Genomic DNA, 16,035 nt, shown 5'->3' with positions numbered 1-16,035 from the left:
ACTTTTAAAAAAAGAAATTAAATATTTAATATAGTTATAAAATGGATAAGTTAATTAACGATTTTTCATTCGGTTTATTCTTTTGGCAAGCTCTAATCTTGTTGGTTTTAATTTTACTTTTAGTAAAGTTTGCCTGGAAACCAATTATGGAATCTATCACAGCAAGAGAAGAAGGTATTAAAAATGCATTACTTTCTGCAGAAAATGCAAAAAGAGAAATGGAAAACTTACAAGCTGACAATCAAAGAATTTTGAATGAAGCTCGTGCAGAGCGTGACGCGATGCTAAAAGAAGCTCGTGAAATGAAAGAGAAAATGATTGCTGATTCTAAAAACGAAGCACAAGAAGCTGGTCAAAAAATGATTGAGCAAGCTAAAGCTGCTATCGAAAGTGAAAAGAATGCTGCTATGGCTGAATTGAAATCACAAGTTTCAACTTTATCATTAAGCATCGCTGAGAAATTATTGAAAGAAGAATTATCTAACAAAGAATCTCAAACTAAATTAGTAGAGAAAATGTTAGGTGACGTAAAGCTAAACTAAGATTATGGCAAGTACAAGAGCAGCAATTCGTTATGCAAAAGCAATTCTGGACTTAGCAAACTCTAAAGGTGTTGCCGAAGCTGTCAATAACGATATGAAGTCAATTGCAACAGCAATTGAGAGTAATTTAGAACTGAGTACCTTTATTCAAAACCCAACTACAAAAGTTGAAGTTAAAGAAAGTGCTCTTTTAGAAGTTTTTGCAGATGTAAATGGTGTAACTAAAGGGTTATTTCATTTATTGTTTGAAAATAAAAGATTTGAAATTCTGGAAGCTATTGCTTTAGAATACAAAAAAATATTTGACGAAGGTAACGGTGTTGAAGTAGCAAAAGTTACAACAGCAATTCCAATGGACGCAGCTTTAGAAGCTAAAGTTTTGGCAAAAGTGGCTACTTTATCAGATAAAAAGATAACAATTGAAAATACAGTAGATCCATCTATTATTGGAGGATTTATTTTAAGAATAGGTGATCAACAATACAATGCTTCTGTCGCAAACAGATTGCAGGTATTAAAAAGAGAGTTAAGTAATTAGTTTTATTACACATAAAAGTGTCTAAATTATAAATTAAGATGGCGGAAATCAAACCTGCTGAAATTTCAGCAATATTAAGAAAGCAAGTAGAAGGTTTTGAATCTGGTGCTACGCTAGAGGAAGTAGGAACAGTACTTCAAGTTGGAGACGGTATTGCTCGTATTTACGGGCTATCGAATGTACAATATGGTGAGTTAGTTGAATTTGACAACGGACTTGAAGCTATTGTATTGAACCTTGAAGAAGACAATGTTGGTGTGGTACTTTTAGGACCATCAACTGGAATCAAAGAAGGATCAACAGCAAAAAGAACGCAACGTATTGCTTCTCTTAAAGTAGGTGAGCAAATGGTAGGACGTGTAGTAAACACTCTTGGTTTTCCAATTGATGGAAAAGGACCAATTGGTGGAGACTTATATGAAATGCCTTTAGAAAGAAAAGCACCTGGTGTTATCTTCCGTCAGCCGGTAACTGAGCCATTACAAACAGGAGTAAAAGCAGTTGACGCTATGATCCCGGTTGGTCGTGGACAACGTGAGCTTGTAATTGGTGACCGTCAAACAGGTAAATCAACTGTTTGTATCGATACAATCTTAAATCAAAAAGAATTTTACGATGCAGGAAAACCTGTATTCTGTATATATGTTGCAATTGGGCAAAAAGCTTCAACTGTAGCAGGAATTGCTAAAATGTTAGAAGAAAAAGGTGCAATGGCTTATACAGTTATTGTTGCAGCTAATGCTTCTGATCCAGCTCCAATGCAAGTTTATGCTCCTTTCGCAGGTGCTGCAATCGGAGAGTATTTTAGAGATTCAGGTCGTCCGGCTTTAATTGTTTATGACGATTTATCTAAACAAGCTGTTGCTTACCGTGAGGTTTCTCTTTTATTAAGAAGACCACCGGGACGTGAGGCTTACCCTGGAGACGTTTTCTACTTACACTCTCGTTTATTAGAGCGTGCTTGTAAAGTAATTGCTGATGATGGAATTGCTAAAAACATGAACGATTTACCAGATTCTATCAAGTCTATCGTAAAAGGTGGTGGTTCATTAACTGCATTACCAATTATCGAAACTCAGGCTGGTGACGTTTCTGCATATATCCCAACAAACGTAATTTCGATTACAGATGGTCAGATTTTCCTTGATGGAGATTTGTTCAACTCTGGAGTTCGTCCTGCGATCAACGTAGGTATTTCTGTATCTCGTGTTGGAGGTAACGCTCAGATTAAATCAATGAAAAAAGTTTCCGGAACTTTAAAATTAGATCAGGCTCAATTCCGTGAATTGGAAGCTTTCGCTAAATTTGGTTCTGACTTAGATTCTGTTACATTAAACGTAATTGAAAAAGGTAAAAGAAACGTTGAGATCTTGAAACAAGGTTTGAATGATCCTTATACAGTTGAAAATCAAGTAGCTATTATCTATGCAGGTTCTAAAAACTTATTAAGAAACGTACCTGTAAATAAAGTAAAAGAATTTGAAGCTGATTTCTTAGCTTACTTAAACAGCAAACATAAAGATACGCTTAACGCGTTAAAAGCTGGTAAGTTAGATGACAACATTACTGATGTTATCGAAAAAGCAGCAAAAGAAATTTCAGCAAAATATAACTAATTAGATAATTAGTAGATTAGATAATTAGAGAATGTATCGCATTTTTCTAATTATCTAATTTGCAAATTGTCACATTTTCTAATTAATAGATGGCAAATTTAAAGGAAATCCGTAATAGAATTACTTCCGTTTCATCGACGATGCAGATCACATCGGCTATGAAAATGGTTTCTGCTGCAAAGCTTAAGAAAGCACAAGATGCAATCACTGCGATGCGCCCTTATGCCGAGAAATTAACGGAGTTATTGCAAAATCTTTCGGCTACACTTGATGGTGAAGTTGGAGGTGATTACACTACACAACGTGAAGTAAAAAAAGTATTGCTTGTAGCTATAACTTCAAACAGAGGTTTATGTGGTGCATTCAATTCTAACGTAATTAAAGAGGTTAAGAATCGTACCGAATTTTACGCAGGAAAACAAGTTGACGTTTTTGCTATTGGTAAAAAAGGAAATGATGTTTTAAGCAAAACGCATAAAGTACACGGTCATCATAATGCAATTTTTGATCATTTAACTTTTGAAAATGTTGCCGGAATTGCTGATAATTTAACAGAGAAATTCTTGTCTGGAGAATACGACAGAATCGAATTAATCTACAATCAATTTAAAAATGCTGCGACACAAATTGTTCAAACAGAACAGTTTTTACCGTTAGCTCCAATTAAATCTGATGCAGCAGTTTCTACAGGAGATTATATTTTCGAACCTTCAAAAGAAGAAATTGTGTTGACTTTGATTCCAAAATCATTAAAGACACAACTATATAAAGGAATTCGCGATTCATTTGCTTCAGAACACGGAGCACGTATGACAGCAATGCACAAAGCAACTGACAACGCAACTGAGTTAAGAAACCAATTGAAATTAACTTACAATAAAGCACGTCAGGCTTCTATTACAAACGAAATCTTAGAAATCGTTGGTGGAGCGGAAGCTTTGAACGGATAAGAAAATTTCATTATAAGAAAAAGCAAAAGAGCCGACATATCAATGTCGGCTCTTTTTATATATAGGATTGTTATTTTTTTAGACCTTAGTTATAAAATGGTGATTCTCAATTTAGTCAAAAACAGAGAATCAATACCATTTTATAAAATCACCAATAGCTTTGTCTTTTATGGGAACAAACTAGCTTTATTAGTCCCGATGCTCTGTTTTTTTAAGGGTTACATTTCAGCAGAATCAATCCCTGTGCTTTGTCTTTTATAGGAACAAACTAGCTTTATTAGTCCTAATGCTTTTCTTTTTTGAGGGGTGTTTTTTAGCTTTTTCATTCCCTTTGATACAAAGTTAAGACAGAAGAGGTTCTGGAAATTTATAGAATTTTCAAACTTTTTTATACATTTTACAGGTGCAGTTGTGGTTCAATTTTGTGAGGAGCTATGAAAAAAATTGAGTATTTTTGAAATCTATTTTTTTAAACAATGAAACTACAAATACAAGAACTCACTACAGTCGAAGAAATGCTGGGACAAATTGAAACCATGCGATTTCTTTATCCTAAGCTTACCCTCGAAAAGTACACGGCATATCTTTCAGAAATGGTTCCACATAACTACATCCAAATAGGTGTTTTTGAAGATGGAGTTTGTTTAGGAATTACCGGTTGCTGGTCGGCTACGAAACTATGGACAGGAAAATATCTTGAAATAGACAATTTTGTCGTAAATCCCGAGGTTAGGTCAAAAGGTATTGGCAAATTGTTGACGGATTACATCGAACAAAAAGCTTTAGATTTAGATTGTAGTAGCATCGTTTTGGATGCTTTTACTGGAAATTTTGCAGCACATCGTTTCTATTATAATCAGGGATATGGACCAAGAGGTTTTCACTTTGTTAAAATTTTAGACGAAAAAAAATTAACTCAATAAAATTACCGGCAAGTTTTTTTATTGAACCTACAAAATCAATAATAAACCAAAGAATTGGTTATTTTTGTTTTATAAATTTTATTACAGACATATTTTGGGATTATATAAAAATCTATTCAAACAAACTGCTATTTACGGGCTGGCAACGGTTTTGCCGAGAATGCTAAGTTTTCTATTAGTGCGATTATATACAGGTATTTTACCAACTGCAGAATACGGTGAGGTATCCATTGTTTTGTCTTGGATGGTTTTCTTTAATGTGGTGCTTTCCTACGGAATGGAAACAGCATTTTTTAGATTTTATAGTGCCGAAGAGGATAAGAAAAATGTAATAGCAACGTCTACGATTTCGATATTCTGGTCGTCCATAATTTTCTTATTTGCAGCCTTAATTTTTAGAAACACACTGGCAACTCTGGCCGAAGTAGATGTGCAGTATATCACTTACACTGTATGGATCCTGGTTTTAGATGCTTTGGTTTTAATACCTTTTTCTAAATTAAGAGCCAATCAGCGACCTATGGTTTATGCGGCCATTAAAATCGGTAATGTTGTAATTAACTTATTACTGAACTTGTTTTTTCTGATGTATCTCCCTAAACTGGCAGCATCAAACCCTAATTCTGTTTGGGATAATTTGTATGTTGAGAACTTCCAGATTGCCTATATATTTATTGCAAATCTGCTAGCGAGTTTAGCGACTTTTATTGTGCTTTCCCCTAACTACCTTTCTCTTGGAAGAAAATTTGATCCGATACTTTGGAAAAAAATGATGAAATACGGTTTACCGATTTTAGTTGCGGGACTTGCATTTGCGGTTAACGAGCATTTTGATAAAATTTTATTGGGCTATTTATTGCCTGAGAATCTTGCAAAATCTGAGGTAGGAGCTTATTCCGCTTGTTATAAACTTGGATTGTTCATGGTTTTATTTGCTACGGCGTTTAGATTAGGTATCGAGCCTTTCTTTTTCAGTCACGCAAAAAACGAAAATGCGCCTCAGACGTATGCCGTAATTACTAAATATTTTGTGATTCTGGGTTCGTTGATTTTATTGGGTGTTATTGTTTTTGCCGATGTTTTAAAATATTTATTGCTGGATAATAAATCCTATTGGGAGGCAATGAAAGTAGTGCCGCTAATCATTCTGGCGAATTTCTTTTTGGGAATTTACAACAACCTCTCGGTTTGGTATAAACTAACAGACAAAACGCAAATAGGAGCTTATATCTCTATTGTAGGTGCGATTGTAACTCTGGTTTTAAATTATATTTTAATTCCAAAATACAGTTATTACGGTTCTGCAATTGCTACTATCTCTGCTTATGGAAGTATGATGCTGATTTCTTATATTTTAGGAAACAGATACTATCCGATACCTTATGATATGAACAAAATTGGAGCTTATTTGGGAATTTCAATTGTATTTTCGGCTATTTCTTTTTATGGATTTAGAGAGAATTATTTTGTTGGAATCCCTTTATTTCTAGGCTTTGTCTATTTTGTTTATCACAACGAAAAACAAACAATCAAAGGAATGATGAATAAAAAGTAATAATACTTTTTAACCTTTTATAATAAAAATGAAAATACAAATTATCAATAAATCACAGCACGCTTTACCCAACTACGAAACTATTGCCTCGGCTGGAATGGATTTGCGTGCCAATTTAACGGAAGTTATTACGTTAAAACCTTTAGAAAGAACCATTGTAAAAACCGGACTTTTTATTGAGCTTCCTATTGGTTATGAAGCACAAGTACGACCAAGAAGTGGATTGGCTGCGAAAAAAGGCGTAACCGTTTTAAACTCGCCCGGAACCGTTGATGCAGATTATAGAGGTGAAATAGGCGTAATTTTAGTAAATTTATCAAATGAAGAATTTGTAATTGAAAACGGAGAACGTATAGCACAACTTATAATTGCAAAACACGAAAGAGCAGAGTGGATTGAAGTTGAAGAGCTTTCAGAAACGTCAAGAGGTGAAGGCGGATTCGGTAGTACAGGAGTAAAATAGAAATTTAATAATTTAATAATTGAAAAATTTAAAAAACAGCAAATCTTTTAATTTTTCAATTTTTTAATCTTTCAATAAAAAAATGAAAATAATCGTTCCAATGGCGGGTCGTGGATCCAGACTTAGACCACATACTTTAACAGTTCCAAAACCATTAATTCCTGTTGCAGGTAAATCGATCGTACATCGATTGGTGGAAGACATTGCTAAAATATTAAAAGAACCTATCGAAGAGGTAGCTTTTATTTTAGGAGACGCTGCTTTTTTTGGAGATGATCTTGTAGCTAGTTTAGAAGAACTGGCAGGAAGTTTAGGAGCTAAAGCTTCGATATACCGTCAGGATTTACCTTTAGGAACAGGACACGCGATTATGTGTGCCAAAGAATCATTATCAGGCCCGGCAGTAATTGCTTACGCAGATACTTTGATCAGAGCTGACTTTGAATTAGATCCTGCTGCCGATGCGGTTATTTGGGTAAAACAAGTAGACCAGCCGGAAGCATTTGGTGTAGTAAAGTTAAATGCCAATAATGAAATTATAGAATTAGTAGAAAAACCAAAAGAATTCGTTAGTGATTTAGCGGTGATTGGAATCTATTATTTTAAAGAAGTAGGTGATTTGAAAAATGAACTTCAGGGAGTTTTGGATAATAATATCCAAAATGGTGGAGAATATCAAATCAATGACGGAATCAAAGCAATGATGGCAAACGGTAAAGTTTTTAAAACCGGGAGTGTTGATGAATGGATGGATTGCGGAAATAAAGATGTTACCGTTGAAACAAATTCAAGAATGTTAGGGTTTTTACATAATGACGGTGAACATTTAGTAGATTATGATGTGAAACTGGAAAATTCTACCATTATTCCACCGTGTTACATTGGTGAAAATGTAGTGTTGAAAAATGCAACAGTTGGTCCAAATGTATCTATTGGTAAAGGCTGCCACGTTGTGGATAGTTCAATCAGCAACAGTTTGATTCAAACTTACTCTCAAATAAAAAATGCGCATCTTGACAATGCAATGATTGGTAATCATGTTGTTTATGATGGCAAGTTTACCAGTGTAAGTATCGGAGATTATTCGATTTTAGAATAGAGTATGAGTTAGAATAAATTCGTTTTTGTTTAAAAAATAAATTTTAAAAATGATACAAAAAGGAGTTATCGCAATTTTATTTTTCGTTTTGCTTGGCAATCCAATTTCGATTATGGCTCAGACAGAACCGGAAGATATTGCTATGGCAACCGACGAGTATCAGGATGCTTTTTATGAATCATTAAAACAAAAAGGAATCGAAAATTATGATAAAGCGATTACTTCACTACAGAAATGTATTAAGTTAAAACCTAATGATGCGGTCGCCTATTTTGAACTCGGGAAAAACTATCTGTCTTTAAAAGATTATCGAAGTGCACAGGATTCATTTGAAAAAGTAACTCAGCTGGATCCAAAAAATAAATGGTATTGGTTGGGAATCTATGACGTAAGTTATGAAACCAAAAATTATCCTTTAGCGATTGAAACGATTCAGAGAATTATTGCTTTTGATGAAGAGTACAAAGACGATCTGATCTCGTTGTATATGATCACGAATCAATTTGATAAAGCATTGGTGGCGATCAATGAAATGAATGATAAGTTTGGAAAATCAGAAGATCGTGACCGATATAAAATGCAAATTTTATCTCAGGGAAAATATCAAAATGCAGAAATTGATAATTTAATTGATCAGATAAAACAGCATCCCAAAGAGGAATCAAATTATGTAAATCTGATTTTTTTATATTCAAAAGCAGAAGAAACAGATAAGGCGCTGAATGTTGCGAAACAGTTGGCTAAGGAAATTCCGACGTCAGAATGGGCGCAGGTAAGTTTGTTTAAAGTTTACTTAGATGCGAACCAGGCTGACAAGGCTATTAAAGCTATGAATGTAATTTTGGCAAGTTCAAAAATTGATTCTAAAATAAAACACCGTACGTTAAATGAGTTTTTGATCTACGCAAACAAGAACCCGCAATATGCGCCGGAATTAGAGAAAGCGATTTCTTATTTTGATAATGATTCGAATGTTGATGTGGCGAAAGAAATTGGAAAATTTTATCACAGCAAAGGTCAGTTTGAAAATGCGATTAAATATTATGTAAAGGATTTAAAAGCCAATTCAGAAACAGATCGTGAAACCAATTTGCTTTTACTTGAAGCATATGCGCAGTCCAAACAGTTTGAGCCGATGACCAAACGGGCAATGAATATGATTGAGGTTTATCCAAGTCAGCCGCAATTTTACTATTATGCTGGTTTAGGAAATAATCAGTTAAAGCAATTTAAAAATGCAAAAACCGTTTTAGAAATGGGGCTTGATTATGTGGTAGAGGACAAAACACTCGAAGCAAATTTTAATATTCAGTTAGGAGAGGCTTACAATGGTTTGGGAGATTCTAAGAAAAAAGAGGAATACTTTTTGAAGGCAAATGAATTATTGAAAAAGAGAAAATAGAAGAAAGAAAATAGAGGAAAGAGGGGGATGTACTTATATGCTAAGATTTTGATTTTTAGTTTTCGACAACCCGAAACAATACTATAAACAATTAAACAGATTTTGATTTGTCCAGATTCAAAATTAAAAAAGGCAGTAAATGAAAAAATATATAGCGATAGCATTATTGTCGGTCTTTATGATTTCTTGTAAATCAAAGGCGGTTGCAGTGCAGAACAATAATAGCGAAGTAAAAGAAGTTACTCCAAAAGAAGAAAAAAAAGTAGTAGAGAATCATTATAACAATAAGTTAGATTTTTCTACGCTGTACATAAAAGCCGGAGCGCGATATGTTGACGATAAACAAAGTCAAAATGTTACGGCCGAGATTAAAATTGAAAAAGACAAACAAATTTTAGTAAGTGTTCGTTTTCTGGGGATTACAATGGCAAAAGCTTTGATTACCCCAACAGCAGTAAGCTATTATGAGAAAATAAACAGTACCTATTACGAAGGCGATTTTACAAGTTTAAGCAAATGGCTGGGGACAGAACTGGATTACAGTAAAGTTCAGAATTTATTGGTTGGTGAAGCCTTAGATGATTTGAGAAAAGGAAAATATGCACAGACCATTGTAGACAACCTTTTTCGCTTAGAGGATGAAAAAGATTCTAAATTGAAAAAGACATTCTATCTGGATGCTGAAAAATACCTGTTGCAAAAAGAAGAAATTTCACAGCCTGAAGAAAACAGAATGTTACAGATTTCTTATTCTGATAGTAAAGTTTTCAATCAGGGAACACTACCAACAAGTGTTGAAATCAGTGCGATTCAGCCAAAAGGAAAAACAAATATTAGTTTGAATTACAATACGATTTCATTTAACGAAGAACTTTCTTTTCCTTACAGTGTGCCAAGCGGTTATAAGAAAGTTATAATTAAGTAAATTTGCAAAAAGAAAATATAAACATGCCAAAATTTCTCCTAAGCCTAATTTTTATATGTGCCACTACCTTCATGTGGGCGCAAGATTCGCAACAAGAAAAACTGGAACAGCGTAAAGCTCAAATTCAACAGGAAATTAGAGATAATGAAAAAATGTTGCAGTCGGTAAAGAAAAAAGAAAAATCGGCAGTAAATGTTTTTTTAATTCAGGCGAATAAAATAAAATTGAAAGAGAAGCTGATTAATACTACGGCTAAGCAGGAAAAACTTTTGAGTAATGATATGTATATTAATCAGGTTAAGGTTAATAAACTCAAAAAAGAACTTGAAGTGTTAAAAGCAGACTACTCTAAAATGATACTTAAATCATACAAAAGCCGATCGGAGCAAAGCAGAGCCATGTTTATTTTATCTTCAGAGAGTTTTCTACAAGCTTATAAAAGAGCACAATATTTAAAACAATATACCAATTTCAGAAAAAATCAGGGATTGGAAATTCAATCGAAAACAGCACAACTGGAAGATTATAATGCGAGACTGAATGGTCAGCGTATTGTAAAGAAGAAAATTATTGCTGAAAATGAAAAAGAAAAACAAAGCTTAGAAACAGAAAAGAAAGAGCAGCAAAAATTAGTTAATTCGATTAAAAAGGACAAAAACAAAATTATTGCTGATACCAGAAGTAAACAGCAGGAAGCTAAAAGAATTGACAGACAAATTGATCGTTTGATTCGTGAGGCAATTGCCGAAGCCAACAGAAAAGCGGCCCTGGAAAGAGCAAAAGAAAACCCGGGTTCGACAGCGTCTAAAACTCCAGTTTCGTCGTCTAAAATTGCATTGACTCCGGAAGGAAAAATTTTAGCAGCCGATTTTAAAGCCAACAGAGGAAAATTGCCATGGCCGGTAGAAAAAGGATTTATTTCACTAGGATATGGTGATCAGCCTCATCCTCTTTATCCGTCATTGACCGTGCACAATTCAGGGGTTGAGATTACGACAGAACAAGGAGCCAGTGCCCGTGCTGTATTTGAGGGAGTAGTATCAAGTGTTATTGTTTTATCTCCAATAAATAGAGCTGTTATGATTCAGCATGGAGATTACTTTACGGTTTATCAAAATCTTAGTCAGGTTTTTGTAGAGAAAGGGGATAAAGTAAATGTAAAACAAAGCATTGGAAAAGTAAGAACCAGTGGAGACACCGGAAAAACAATTATCAAGTTCTTAATTCTTCAAAATACATCCAATAATAATCCGGAAGGATGGCTGCAAAACAGATAATAGTATAATCGCTTGCCGGTTTTAAATGTAACCGTTAAAAGGTTCGGAAAACTATAGAATAATAAAGTTGATTCAGACTTTAAAAAAATCCTTTTCACCAGAAGTACAATGGTGAAAAGGATTTTTTATGTGAAGTTAATCGTATTGTTCAAGTAAATATTTCATAACATCTGTTGTAGTTACAATTCCCGTAAGCTTGCCATTATCTACAACGGGCAGTGCATGAAATTCTTCGACAACAAAAATTTGAGCCAAATCCCGAATACAGAGATCTGATGAAACTGTTTTCGGTTTTGAAGTCATAATCTGAGGAATAGTAAGCATGTCTAAAATAGCTTCGTCTGCTTCTTCCTGTCCTTCGAAGAGTGCGCCAAAAGTTAAACGGTTAATATCCGTGCGGCTTATAATACCAATTACTTCTTTGCCTCTCAAAATAGGAATATGGCGTACAGTATGTTGTTTTATAAGGTCAACTATTTTTCTAAGTCCGTCATTTTCATTTGCAGTAATGACGCTTTTAGTCATAATATGACTGATCGGTTCTCTCTTTTTCATAATATAAGGTGTTGTATTATTTTTATTAAAATTGTAAAATAATTCAGATAAAACAAATGACCTTTATCATGTTTTAAAATGATTCGGAATATTGAAGGACAGAGAATATTTGTTGAATTTTCTTCAGAAGAAGAGCCGTTTTTGAAAGAAAGTGAACCGGAATATAAAAATCATCCTATTGTTCATTTGAAATTGCATCGATTGAAATTTAAAAATAGTATTTTTGCAGTATGGAAACAAACAGACAGAAAAAAATAGGCGGTGTCATCCAAAAAGATTTGGTTGATATTTTGCAAGGTGAAGTGCGAAAAAACGGAATCACTAATTTAGTAATTTCAGTATCCAAAGTTAGTGTTACTACAGATTTATCTGTGGCGACCGTTTATTTAAGCATTTTTCCTCAGGATAAAGCCAAAGAAACTTTAGAAGGCATAAAGTCGAATTCAACTTTAATCAAACATGATTTATCACAACGTGTACGTTTGCAATTGCGTCGTGTACCGAATTTGGTATTTTTTATTGATGACTCTTTAGATTATATCGAAAAAATTGATAATGCGTTATCAAACAGAGAAAACCCAATTGAAAACCGTGATCTTTTAGAAAAAAGAAGAAAATCATAAATTGAATTTCCCCCTTTACATAGCCAAACGTTATATTTTTAGCAGAAGTAAAAACAATGCTATCAATATCATCAATCGTATTGCCAGCATGGGAATTATTGTTGGAACGATGGCTTTGTTTGTGGTTTTGTCCGTTTTTAGCGGACTAAAAGTTTTCAGCCTTTCGTTTACAAACGAAATAGATCCTGATTTGAAAATGAGCAGTACCTATGGGAAATCATTTTTGATAACACCGGATCAGGAAGCTCAGCTTAAAAACATTGAGGGTATTGCTTCGTACAGTAAGATAATCGAAGAGCGGGTTTTGTTTTTGTTTAAAGACAAACAGCTGGTAACCTATCTAAAAGGTGTTGACAAAAATTATGTTGTTGTTAACGACATTAGGAAAAAACTTTTTAATGGAGAATGGTTGAAACCAGATACGTATCAGGTGGTTATTGGTTATGGAATTGCCCGTGATTTTTCGTTAGGAATTCTTGATTTCGAAAATCCTTTGCAAATATTTGCGCCTAAACCAGGAAAAGGAGCTATTGAAAATCCGGAAGAAGCGTTTAATAAAACAGACGTTTTGCCGGTTGCAATTTATTCAATTAGCGAAGATTTAGATTCAAAATATGTTTTTGCTGATATAAGTCTGGCTCAGGAATTACTGATGTACAAATCAAATCAGGTTTCCGGAATAGAATTCAATCTGAAAGAGAATGCCAATGAAAGCGCAATCAGATCTCAGCTTGAAAAGATATTCAAAAATAAAATAACGATAAGAAACAGAGCACAGCTAAACGAGTCTTTGTACAAGATGCTTAATACCGAAAACATTGTGGTTTACCTGATTTTTACACTGGTGATCATTGTGGCTCTTTTTAATTTAGTTGGAGCTTTAATCATGATGATTTTAGAGAAGAAATCGAACTTAAAAACACTTTATAATCTGGGAACAGAAATCAACAGTTTACGAAAAATATTCCTGCTTCAGGGAACGTTATTGAGTGTTTTTGGAGGTGTAATTGGTCTGGTTCTGGGAATTATCTTGGTTTTGCTTCAACAGGAATACAATCTGATTATGCTGACACCAACTTTGGCATATCCGGTAGTTTTTACTTTAGAAAATGTACTCATTGTAATGGGAACCATTGTATCACTTGGTTTTGTGGCTTCTCTAATAGCGAGCAGCCGGGTAAGTAAAAAGCTTTTAGATTAGTATTTCTACAAGGAAAATATTACTTATATTTATCGTCTTAAAAATCTACAGCATATGATTGTTTCTGCCTAGTCCTATTTTATTTTTGGAATAATTAGGATACTTACGTTTATTTTTTGAGTTCAGATTACTACATCTGGACAAATTTTATCATTTATCTTAATATATCATGACAGAAACTACTATACAGAAAAATCTATTTTCTAAAATTTATACTACTTTAAAACAAGCACTCACAGGAGATGAGTCTTTTGACTATACAGCAGGAAGCATAAAAAAAGCAGTCATTCTATTAGCTATTCCGATGGTTTTGGAAATGATGATGGAATCTGTTTTTGCGCTGGTTGACCTATATTTTGTCGGACATTTGGAGCATAGCAGTTTTGCCATCCAAACGGTTGGATTAACCGAGTCGGTTTTGACAATTGTATATTCTATTGACATTGGGTTAAGTATGGCAGCAACTGCTGTTGTGGCAAGGCGAATTGGGGAAAAAGATCCTGTTGCCGCTGCAAAAGCAGGTATGCAGGCGTTATTTATTGCATTTGTACTGAGTATTTTTCTGAGCATTTTCGGAATTATCTATGCAAAAGATATTCTTCTTCTAATGGGAGCATCTGCAGATGCAGCCGAACATGGTTTTAGGTACACTCAAATTATGATTGGTTCCAGTTTAAGTATTACCTTTTTATTCTTAATTAATGGAATTTTTCGTGGTGCAGGAAATGCGGCTATTGCAATGAAAAGTCTTTGGATTGCCAATATTTGTAATATTATTTTATGCCCGATACTAATTAATGGCTTTGCAGCAATTCCCGCGTTTGGCTTAGTTGGTGCCGCAATTGCTACAACAACAGGAAGAAGTCTTGGAGTTGTGTATCAAATTTATCATTTGTTTTATGGAAATGGAGTCTTAAAAATTAAAGGTTCTTATTTAATTCCCGATTTCACACAAATAAAAGCTTTAGTTAAAATTGCAGCTCCGGGAGTATTACAATTTGTTATAGCTTCCTGCAGTTGGATTTTTTTGGCGCAATTGGTGGCTACTACGGGAGGCGATCACGGATCGGCGGGTTATCAGACAGCTCTTAGAATAATGATGTTTTTTATTCTTCCGGCCTGGGGACTAAGTAATGCCGCCGCAACTTTGGTGGGGCAAAATCTGGGAGCCAAACGAGTCGATCGTGCGGAAAAATCAGTATTTACCACAGCAAAATATAATGTAGTTTTTATGGCAACGATTATGATCGTTACATTGTGTTTTGGGGAGTATATTATCTCGTTTTTTACGAATGATGATTTGGTTAAAAGCGTTGCGGTCGAAGCATTGCAAATCATGAGTATCGGATTTGTCTTCTACGGAATAGGGATGGTTTTGACCAATACCTTTAATGGGGCAGGAGATACCTGGACACCAACAGGAATTAATTTCTTTGGGTTTTGGTTGTTCCAGATTCCTTTAGCCTATGTATTAGCTAAGCATTTTAGTATGGGACCAAAAGGTGTTTTTATCGCAATTCCGGTTGCCGAAACGGCCATTACGCTAGCGGCAATTTTCTTTTATAAAAGAGGGAAATGGAAACGTATTCAGGTTTAGATTGTACAATATTTCTTAAAAACAAACGTTAAAATACCGGTAACCAATAACTAACATTATGAGAAATCAAATTAAGGTTTTAACCTTTTTAGGAATTTTAGGATTAGGTATTATTTTTGCTTTTAAACCTGTTGACAAAAAGATTATCGTAATCGATGCCGGTCATGGAGGAAATGATTTTGGAGCAACCTTAAATGACGTTCAGGAGAAGAGTATTGTAGAGAAAATTGCGAGAAAAATTAAAGCTCAGAATAACAATGAGAACCTGGAGATTGTTTTATTGCGCGAAGGAGATCATGACATGGAATTAAAAGAAAGAGTTTCAATGATCAATAACATAAATCCAAGTTTAGTGATTTCGCTGCACCTAGCTTCTTCACCAAATTTTAGTAAGAATGGGATAGAAGCCTACATTTCTTCAAATGCAAAATTTCACGATCAATCTAAAGCATACGCGGAAAATTTACTTGAAAAAGTAGCCGCTAATTACTTTTCAGAAGGAATAGTTAAAGAAGCTCCTTTTTATATTTTGAAAAATGCGAATTGCCCGTCAGTTAGTTTAGATTTGGGATACTTGTCAAATGTAAATGACAGAAATTATATGACTACTGAAAAAGGGCAAGCCGAAATTGCAGATAAAATATTAGAAGCAGTAAAGTAAAAACAGTTTTTGTCTCGTCCTAAAAAAGCGATACAGGTTATTACATAAAAATAATTAATTAAACAGTTGCAAGAACCCTCTTGCAACTGTTTTTTGTTTTATATCTTC

The 16,035-nt window shown here is 34.1% G+C and carries 16 protein-coding genes; 15 read left to right on the top strand and 1 reads right to left on the bottom strand.

Translation table 11 applies throughout. From position 1 onward, the window contains the following. Window positions 1–41 precede the first annotated feature (41 nt). From FLA105534_RS21445 to FLA105534_RS21395, 11 genes are all read left to right on the top strand, one after another. Window positions 42–542, top strand: coding sequence for a F0F1 ATP synthase subunit B (locus tag FLA105534_RS21445; RefSeq protein WP_026727280.1), 501 nt, complete (start codon window positions 42–44; stop codon window positions 540–542). A gap of 4 nt (window positions 543–546) precedes the next feature. Next, window positions 547–1,080, top strand: coding sequence for an ATP synthase F1 subunit delta (gene atpH / locus FLA105534_RS21440; RefSeq protein WP_173968124.1), 534 nt, complete (start codon window positions 547–549; stop codon window positions 1,078–1,080). A gap of 38 nt (window positions 1,081–1,118) precedes the next feature. Continuing rightward, window positions 1,119–2,696 carry a F0F1 ATP synthase subunit alpha gene (atpA, locus tag FLA105534_RS21435; RefSeq protein WP_053472983.1) on the top strand — a complete coding sequence of 526 codons (1,578 nt, stop codon included), beginning with the start codon at window positions 1,119–1,121 and terminating at the stop codon, window positions 2,694–2,696. Window positions 2,697–2,785: 89 nt separating this feature from the next. Next, window positions 2,786–3,646 (top strand): ATP synthase F1 subunit gamma, encoded by an 861-nt coding sequence (atpG, locus tag FLA105534_RS21430; RefSeq protein WP_173968123.1) that lies wholly within the window; start codon window positions 2,786–2,788, stop codon window positions 3,644–3,646. A gap of 476 nt (window positions 3,647–4,122) precedes the next feature. Further along, complete coding sequence (locus FLA105534_RS21425) at window positions 4,123–4,569, top strand: GNAT family N-acetyltransferase (protein WP_173968122.1); 447 nt, start codon at window positions 4,123–4,125, stop codon at window positions 4,567–4,569. 94 nt (window positions 4,570–4,663) lie between these two features. Beyond that, the gene (locus FLA105534_RS21420; RefSeq protein WP_173968121.1) at window positions 4,664–6,124 is read left to right on the top strand and encodes a lipopolysaccharide biosynthesis protein; all 1,461 of its coding nucleotides are present in this window, start codon (window positions 4,664–4,666) and stop codon (window positions 6,122–6,124) included. A gap of 28 nt (window positions 6,125–6,152) precedes the next feature. Beyond that, complete coding sequence (dut, locus tag FLA105534_RS21415; protein WP_173968120.1) at window positions 6,153–6,587, top strand: dUTP diphosphatase; 435 nt, start codon at window positions 6,153–6,155, stop codon at window positions 6,585–6,587. 82 nt (window positions 6,588–6,669) lie between these two features. Further along, window positions 6,670–7,686 (top strand): sugar phosphate nucleotidyltransferase, encoded by a 1,017-nt coding sequence (locus FLA105534_RS21410; protein ID WP_173968119.1) that lies wholly within the window; start codon window positions 6,670–6,672, stop codon window positions 7,684–7,686. Window positions 7,687–7,735: 49 nt separating this feature from the next. Further along, entirely contained in the window at window positions 7,736–9,088 is a 1,353-nt protein-coding gene (locus FLA105534_RS21405; RefSeq protein ID WP_173968118.1) for a tetratricopeptide repeat protein, read from the top strand. A 139-nt stretch (window positions 9,089–9,227) separates the two neighbouring features. Further along, the gene (locus tag FLA105534_RS21400) at window positions 9,228–10,013 is read left to right on the top strand and encodes a DUF4292 domain-containing protein (protein WP_173968117.1); all 786 of its coding nucleotides are present in this window, start codon (window positions 9,228–9,230) and stop codon (window positions 10,011–10,013) included. 23 nt (window positions 10,014–10,036) lie between these two features. Further along, window positions 10,037–11,290, top strand: coding sequence for a murein hydrolase activator EnvC family protein (locus tag FLA105534_RS21395; protein WP_173968116.1), 1,254 nt, complete (start codon window positions 10,037–10,039; stop codon window positions 11,288–11,290). A 135-nt stretch (window positions 11,291–11,425) separates the two neighbouring features. Here FLA105534_RS21395 and FLA105534_RS21390 read toward each other — a convergent pair whose 3' ends face one another. Continuing rightward, the gene (locus FLA105534_RS21390) at window positions 11,426–11,845 is read right to left on the bottom strand and encodes a CBS domain-containing protein (RefSeq protein ID WP_173968115.1); all 420 of its coding nucleotides are present in this window, start codon (window positions 11,843–11,845) and stop codon (window positions 11,426–11,428) included. A gap of 230 nt (window positions 11,846–12,075) precedes the next feature. Here FLA105534_RS21390 and rbfA point away from each other — a divergent pair, with 230 nt between their 5' ends. From rbfA to FLA105534_RS21370, 4 genes are all read left to right on the top strand, one after another. Further along, window positions 12,076–12,468 carry a 30S ribosome-binding factor RbfA gene (rbfA, locus tag FLA105534_RS21385; RefSeq protein WP_173968114.1) on the top strand — a complete coding sequence of 131 codons (393 nt, stop codon included), beginning with the start codon at window positions 12,076–12,078 and terminating at the stop codon, window positions 12,466–12,468. A gap of 1 nt (window position 12,469) precedes the next feature. After that, complete coding sequence (locus FLA105534_RS21380; RefSeq protein WP_173968113.1) at window positions 12,470–13,669, top strand: ABC transporter permease; 1,200 nt, start codon at window positions 12,470–12,472, stop codon at window positions 13,667–13,669. 169 nt (window positions 13,670–13,838) lie between these two features. Next, window positions 13,839–15,266, top strand: coding sequence for an MATE family efflux transporter (locus FLA105534_RS21375; RefSeq protein WP_173968112.1), 1,428 nt, complete (start codon window positions 13,839–13,841; stop codon window positions 15,264–15,266). 58 nt (window positions 15,267–15,324) lie between these two features. Beyond that, a complete protein-coding gene (locus FLA105534_RS21370; protein WP_173968111.1) occupies window positions 15,325–15,927 on the top strand; it encodes an N-acetylmuramoyl-L-alanine amidase family protein in 603 nt (200 codons plus the stop codon). Window positions 15,928–16,035 lie beyond the last annotated feature (108 nt).

Origin of the sequence: Flavobacterium collinsii (genome assembly GCF_902804485.1) — a bacterium.
In the GTDB taxonomy this organism is placed as follows: domain Bacteria; phylum Bacteroidota; class Bacteroidia; order Flavobacteriales; family Flavobacteriaceae; genus Flavobacterium; species Flavobacterium collinsii.
This window is presented reverse-complemented; position numbering and strand designations above follow the sequence as displayed.

Bases quoted from the DNA above. Each gene is read 5' to 3' on its own strand.
- FLA105534_RS21445 (WP_026727280.1), top strand. From the start codon at position 42: ATGGATAAGTTAATTAACGATTTTTCATTCGGTTTATTCTTTTGGCAA.
- atpH (WP_173968124.1), top strand. From the start codon at position 547: ATGGCAAGTACAAGAGCAGCAATTCGTTATGCAAAAGCAATTCTGGAC.
- atpA (WP_053472983.1), top strand. From the start codon at position 1,119: ATGGCGGAAATCAAACCTGCTGAAATTTCAGCAATATTAAGAAAGCAA.
- atpG (WP_173968123.1), top strand. From the start codon at position 2,786: ATGGCAAATTTAAAGGAAATCCGTAATAGAATTACTTCCGTTTCATCG.
- FLA105534_RS21425 (WP_173968122.1), top strand. From the start codon at position 4,123: ATGAAACTACAAATACAAGAACTCACTACAGTCGAAGAAATGCTGGGA.
- dut (WP_173968120.1), top strand. From the start codon at position 6,153: ATGAAAATACAAATTATCAATAAATCACAGCACGCTTTACCCAACTAC.
- FLA105534_RS21410 (WP_173968119.1), top strand. From the start codon at position 6,670: ATGAAAATAATCGTTCCAATGGCGGGTCGTGGATCCAGACTTAGACCA.
- FLA105534_RS21405 (WP_173968118.1), top strand. From the start codon at position 7,736: ATGATACAAAAAGGAGTTATCGCAATTTTATTTTTCGTTTTGCTTGGC.
- FLA105534_RS21400 (WP_173968117.1), top strand. From the start codon at position 9,228: ATGAAAAAATATATAGCGATAGCATTATTGTCGGTCTTTATGATTTCT.
- FLA105534_RS21395 (WP_173968116.1), top strand. From the start codon at position 10,037: ATGCCAAAATTTCTCCTAAGCCTAATTTTTATATGTGCCACTACCTTC.
- FLA105534_RS21390 (WP_173968115.1), bottom strand. From the start codon at position 11,845: ATGAAAAAGAGAGAACCGATCAGTCATATTATGACTAAAAGCGTCATT.
- rbfA (WP_173968114.1), top strand. From the start codon at position 12,076: ATGGAAACAAACAGACAGAAAAAAATAGGCGGTGTCATCCAAAAAGAT.
- FLA105534_RS21375 (WP_173968112.1), top strand. From the start codon at position 13,839: ATGACAGAAACTACTATACAGAAAAATCTATTTTCTAAAATTTATACT.
- FLA105534_RS21370 (WP_173968111.1), top strand. From the start codon at position 15,325: ATGAGAAATCAAATTAAGGTTTTAACCTTTTTAGGAATTTTAGGATTA.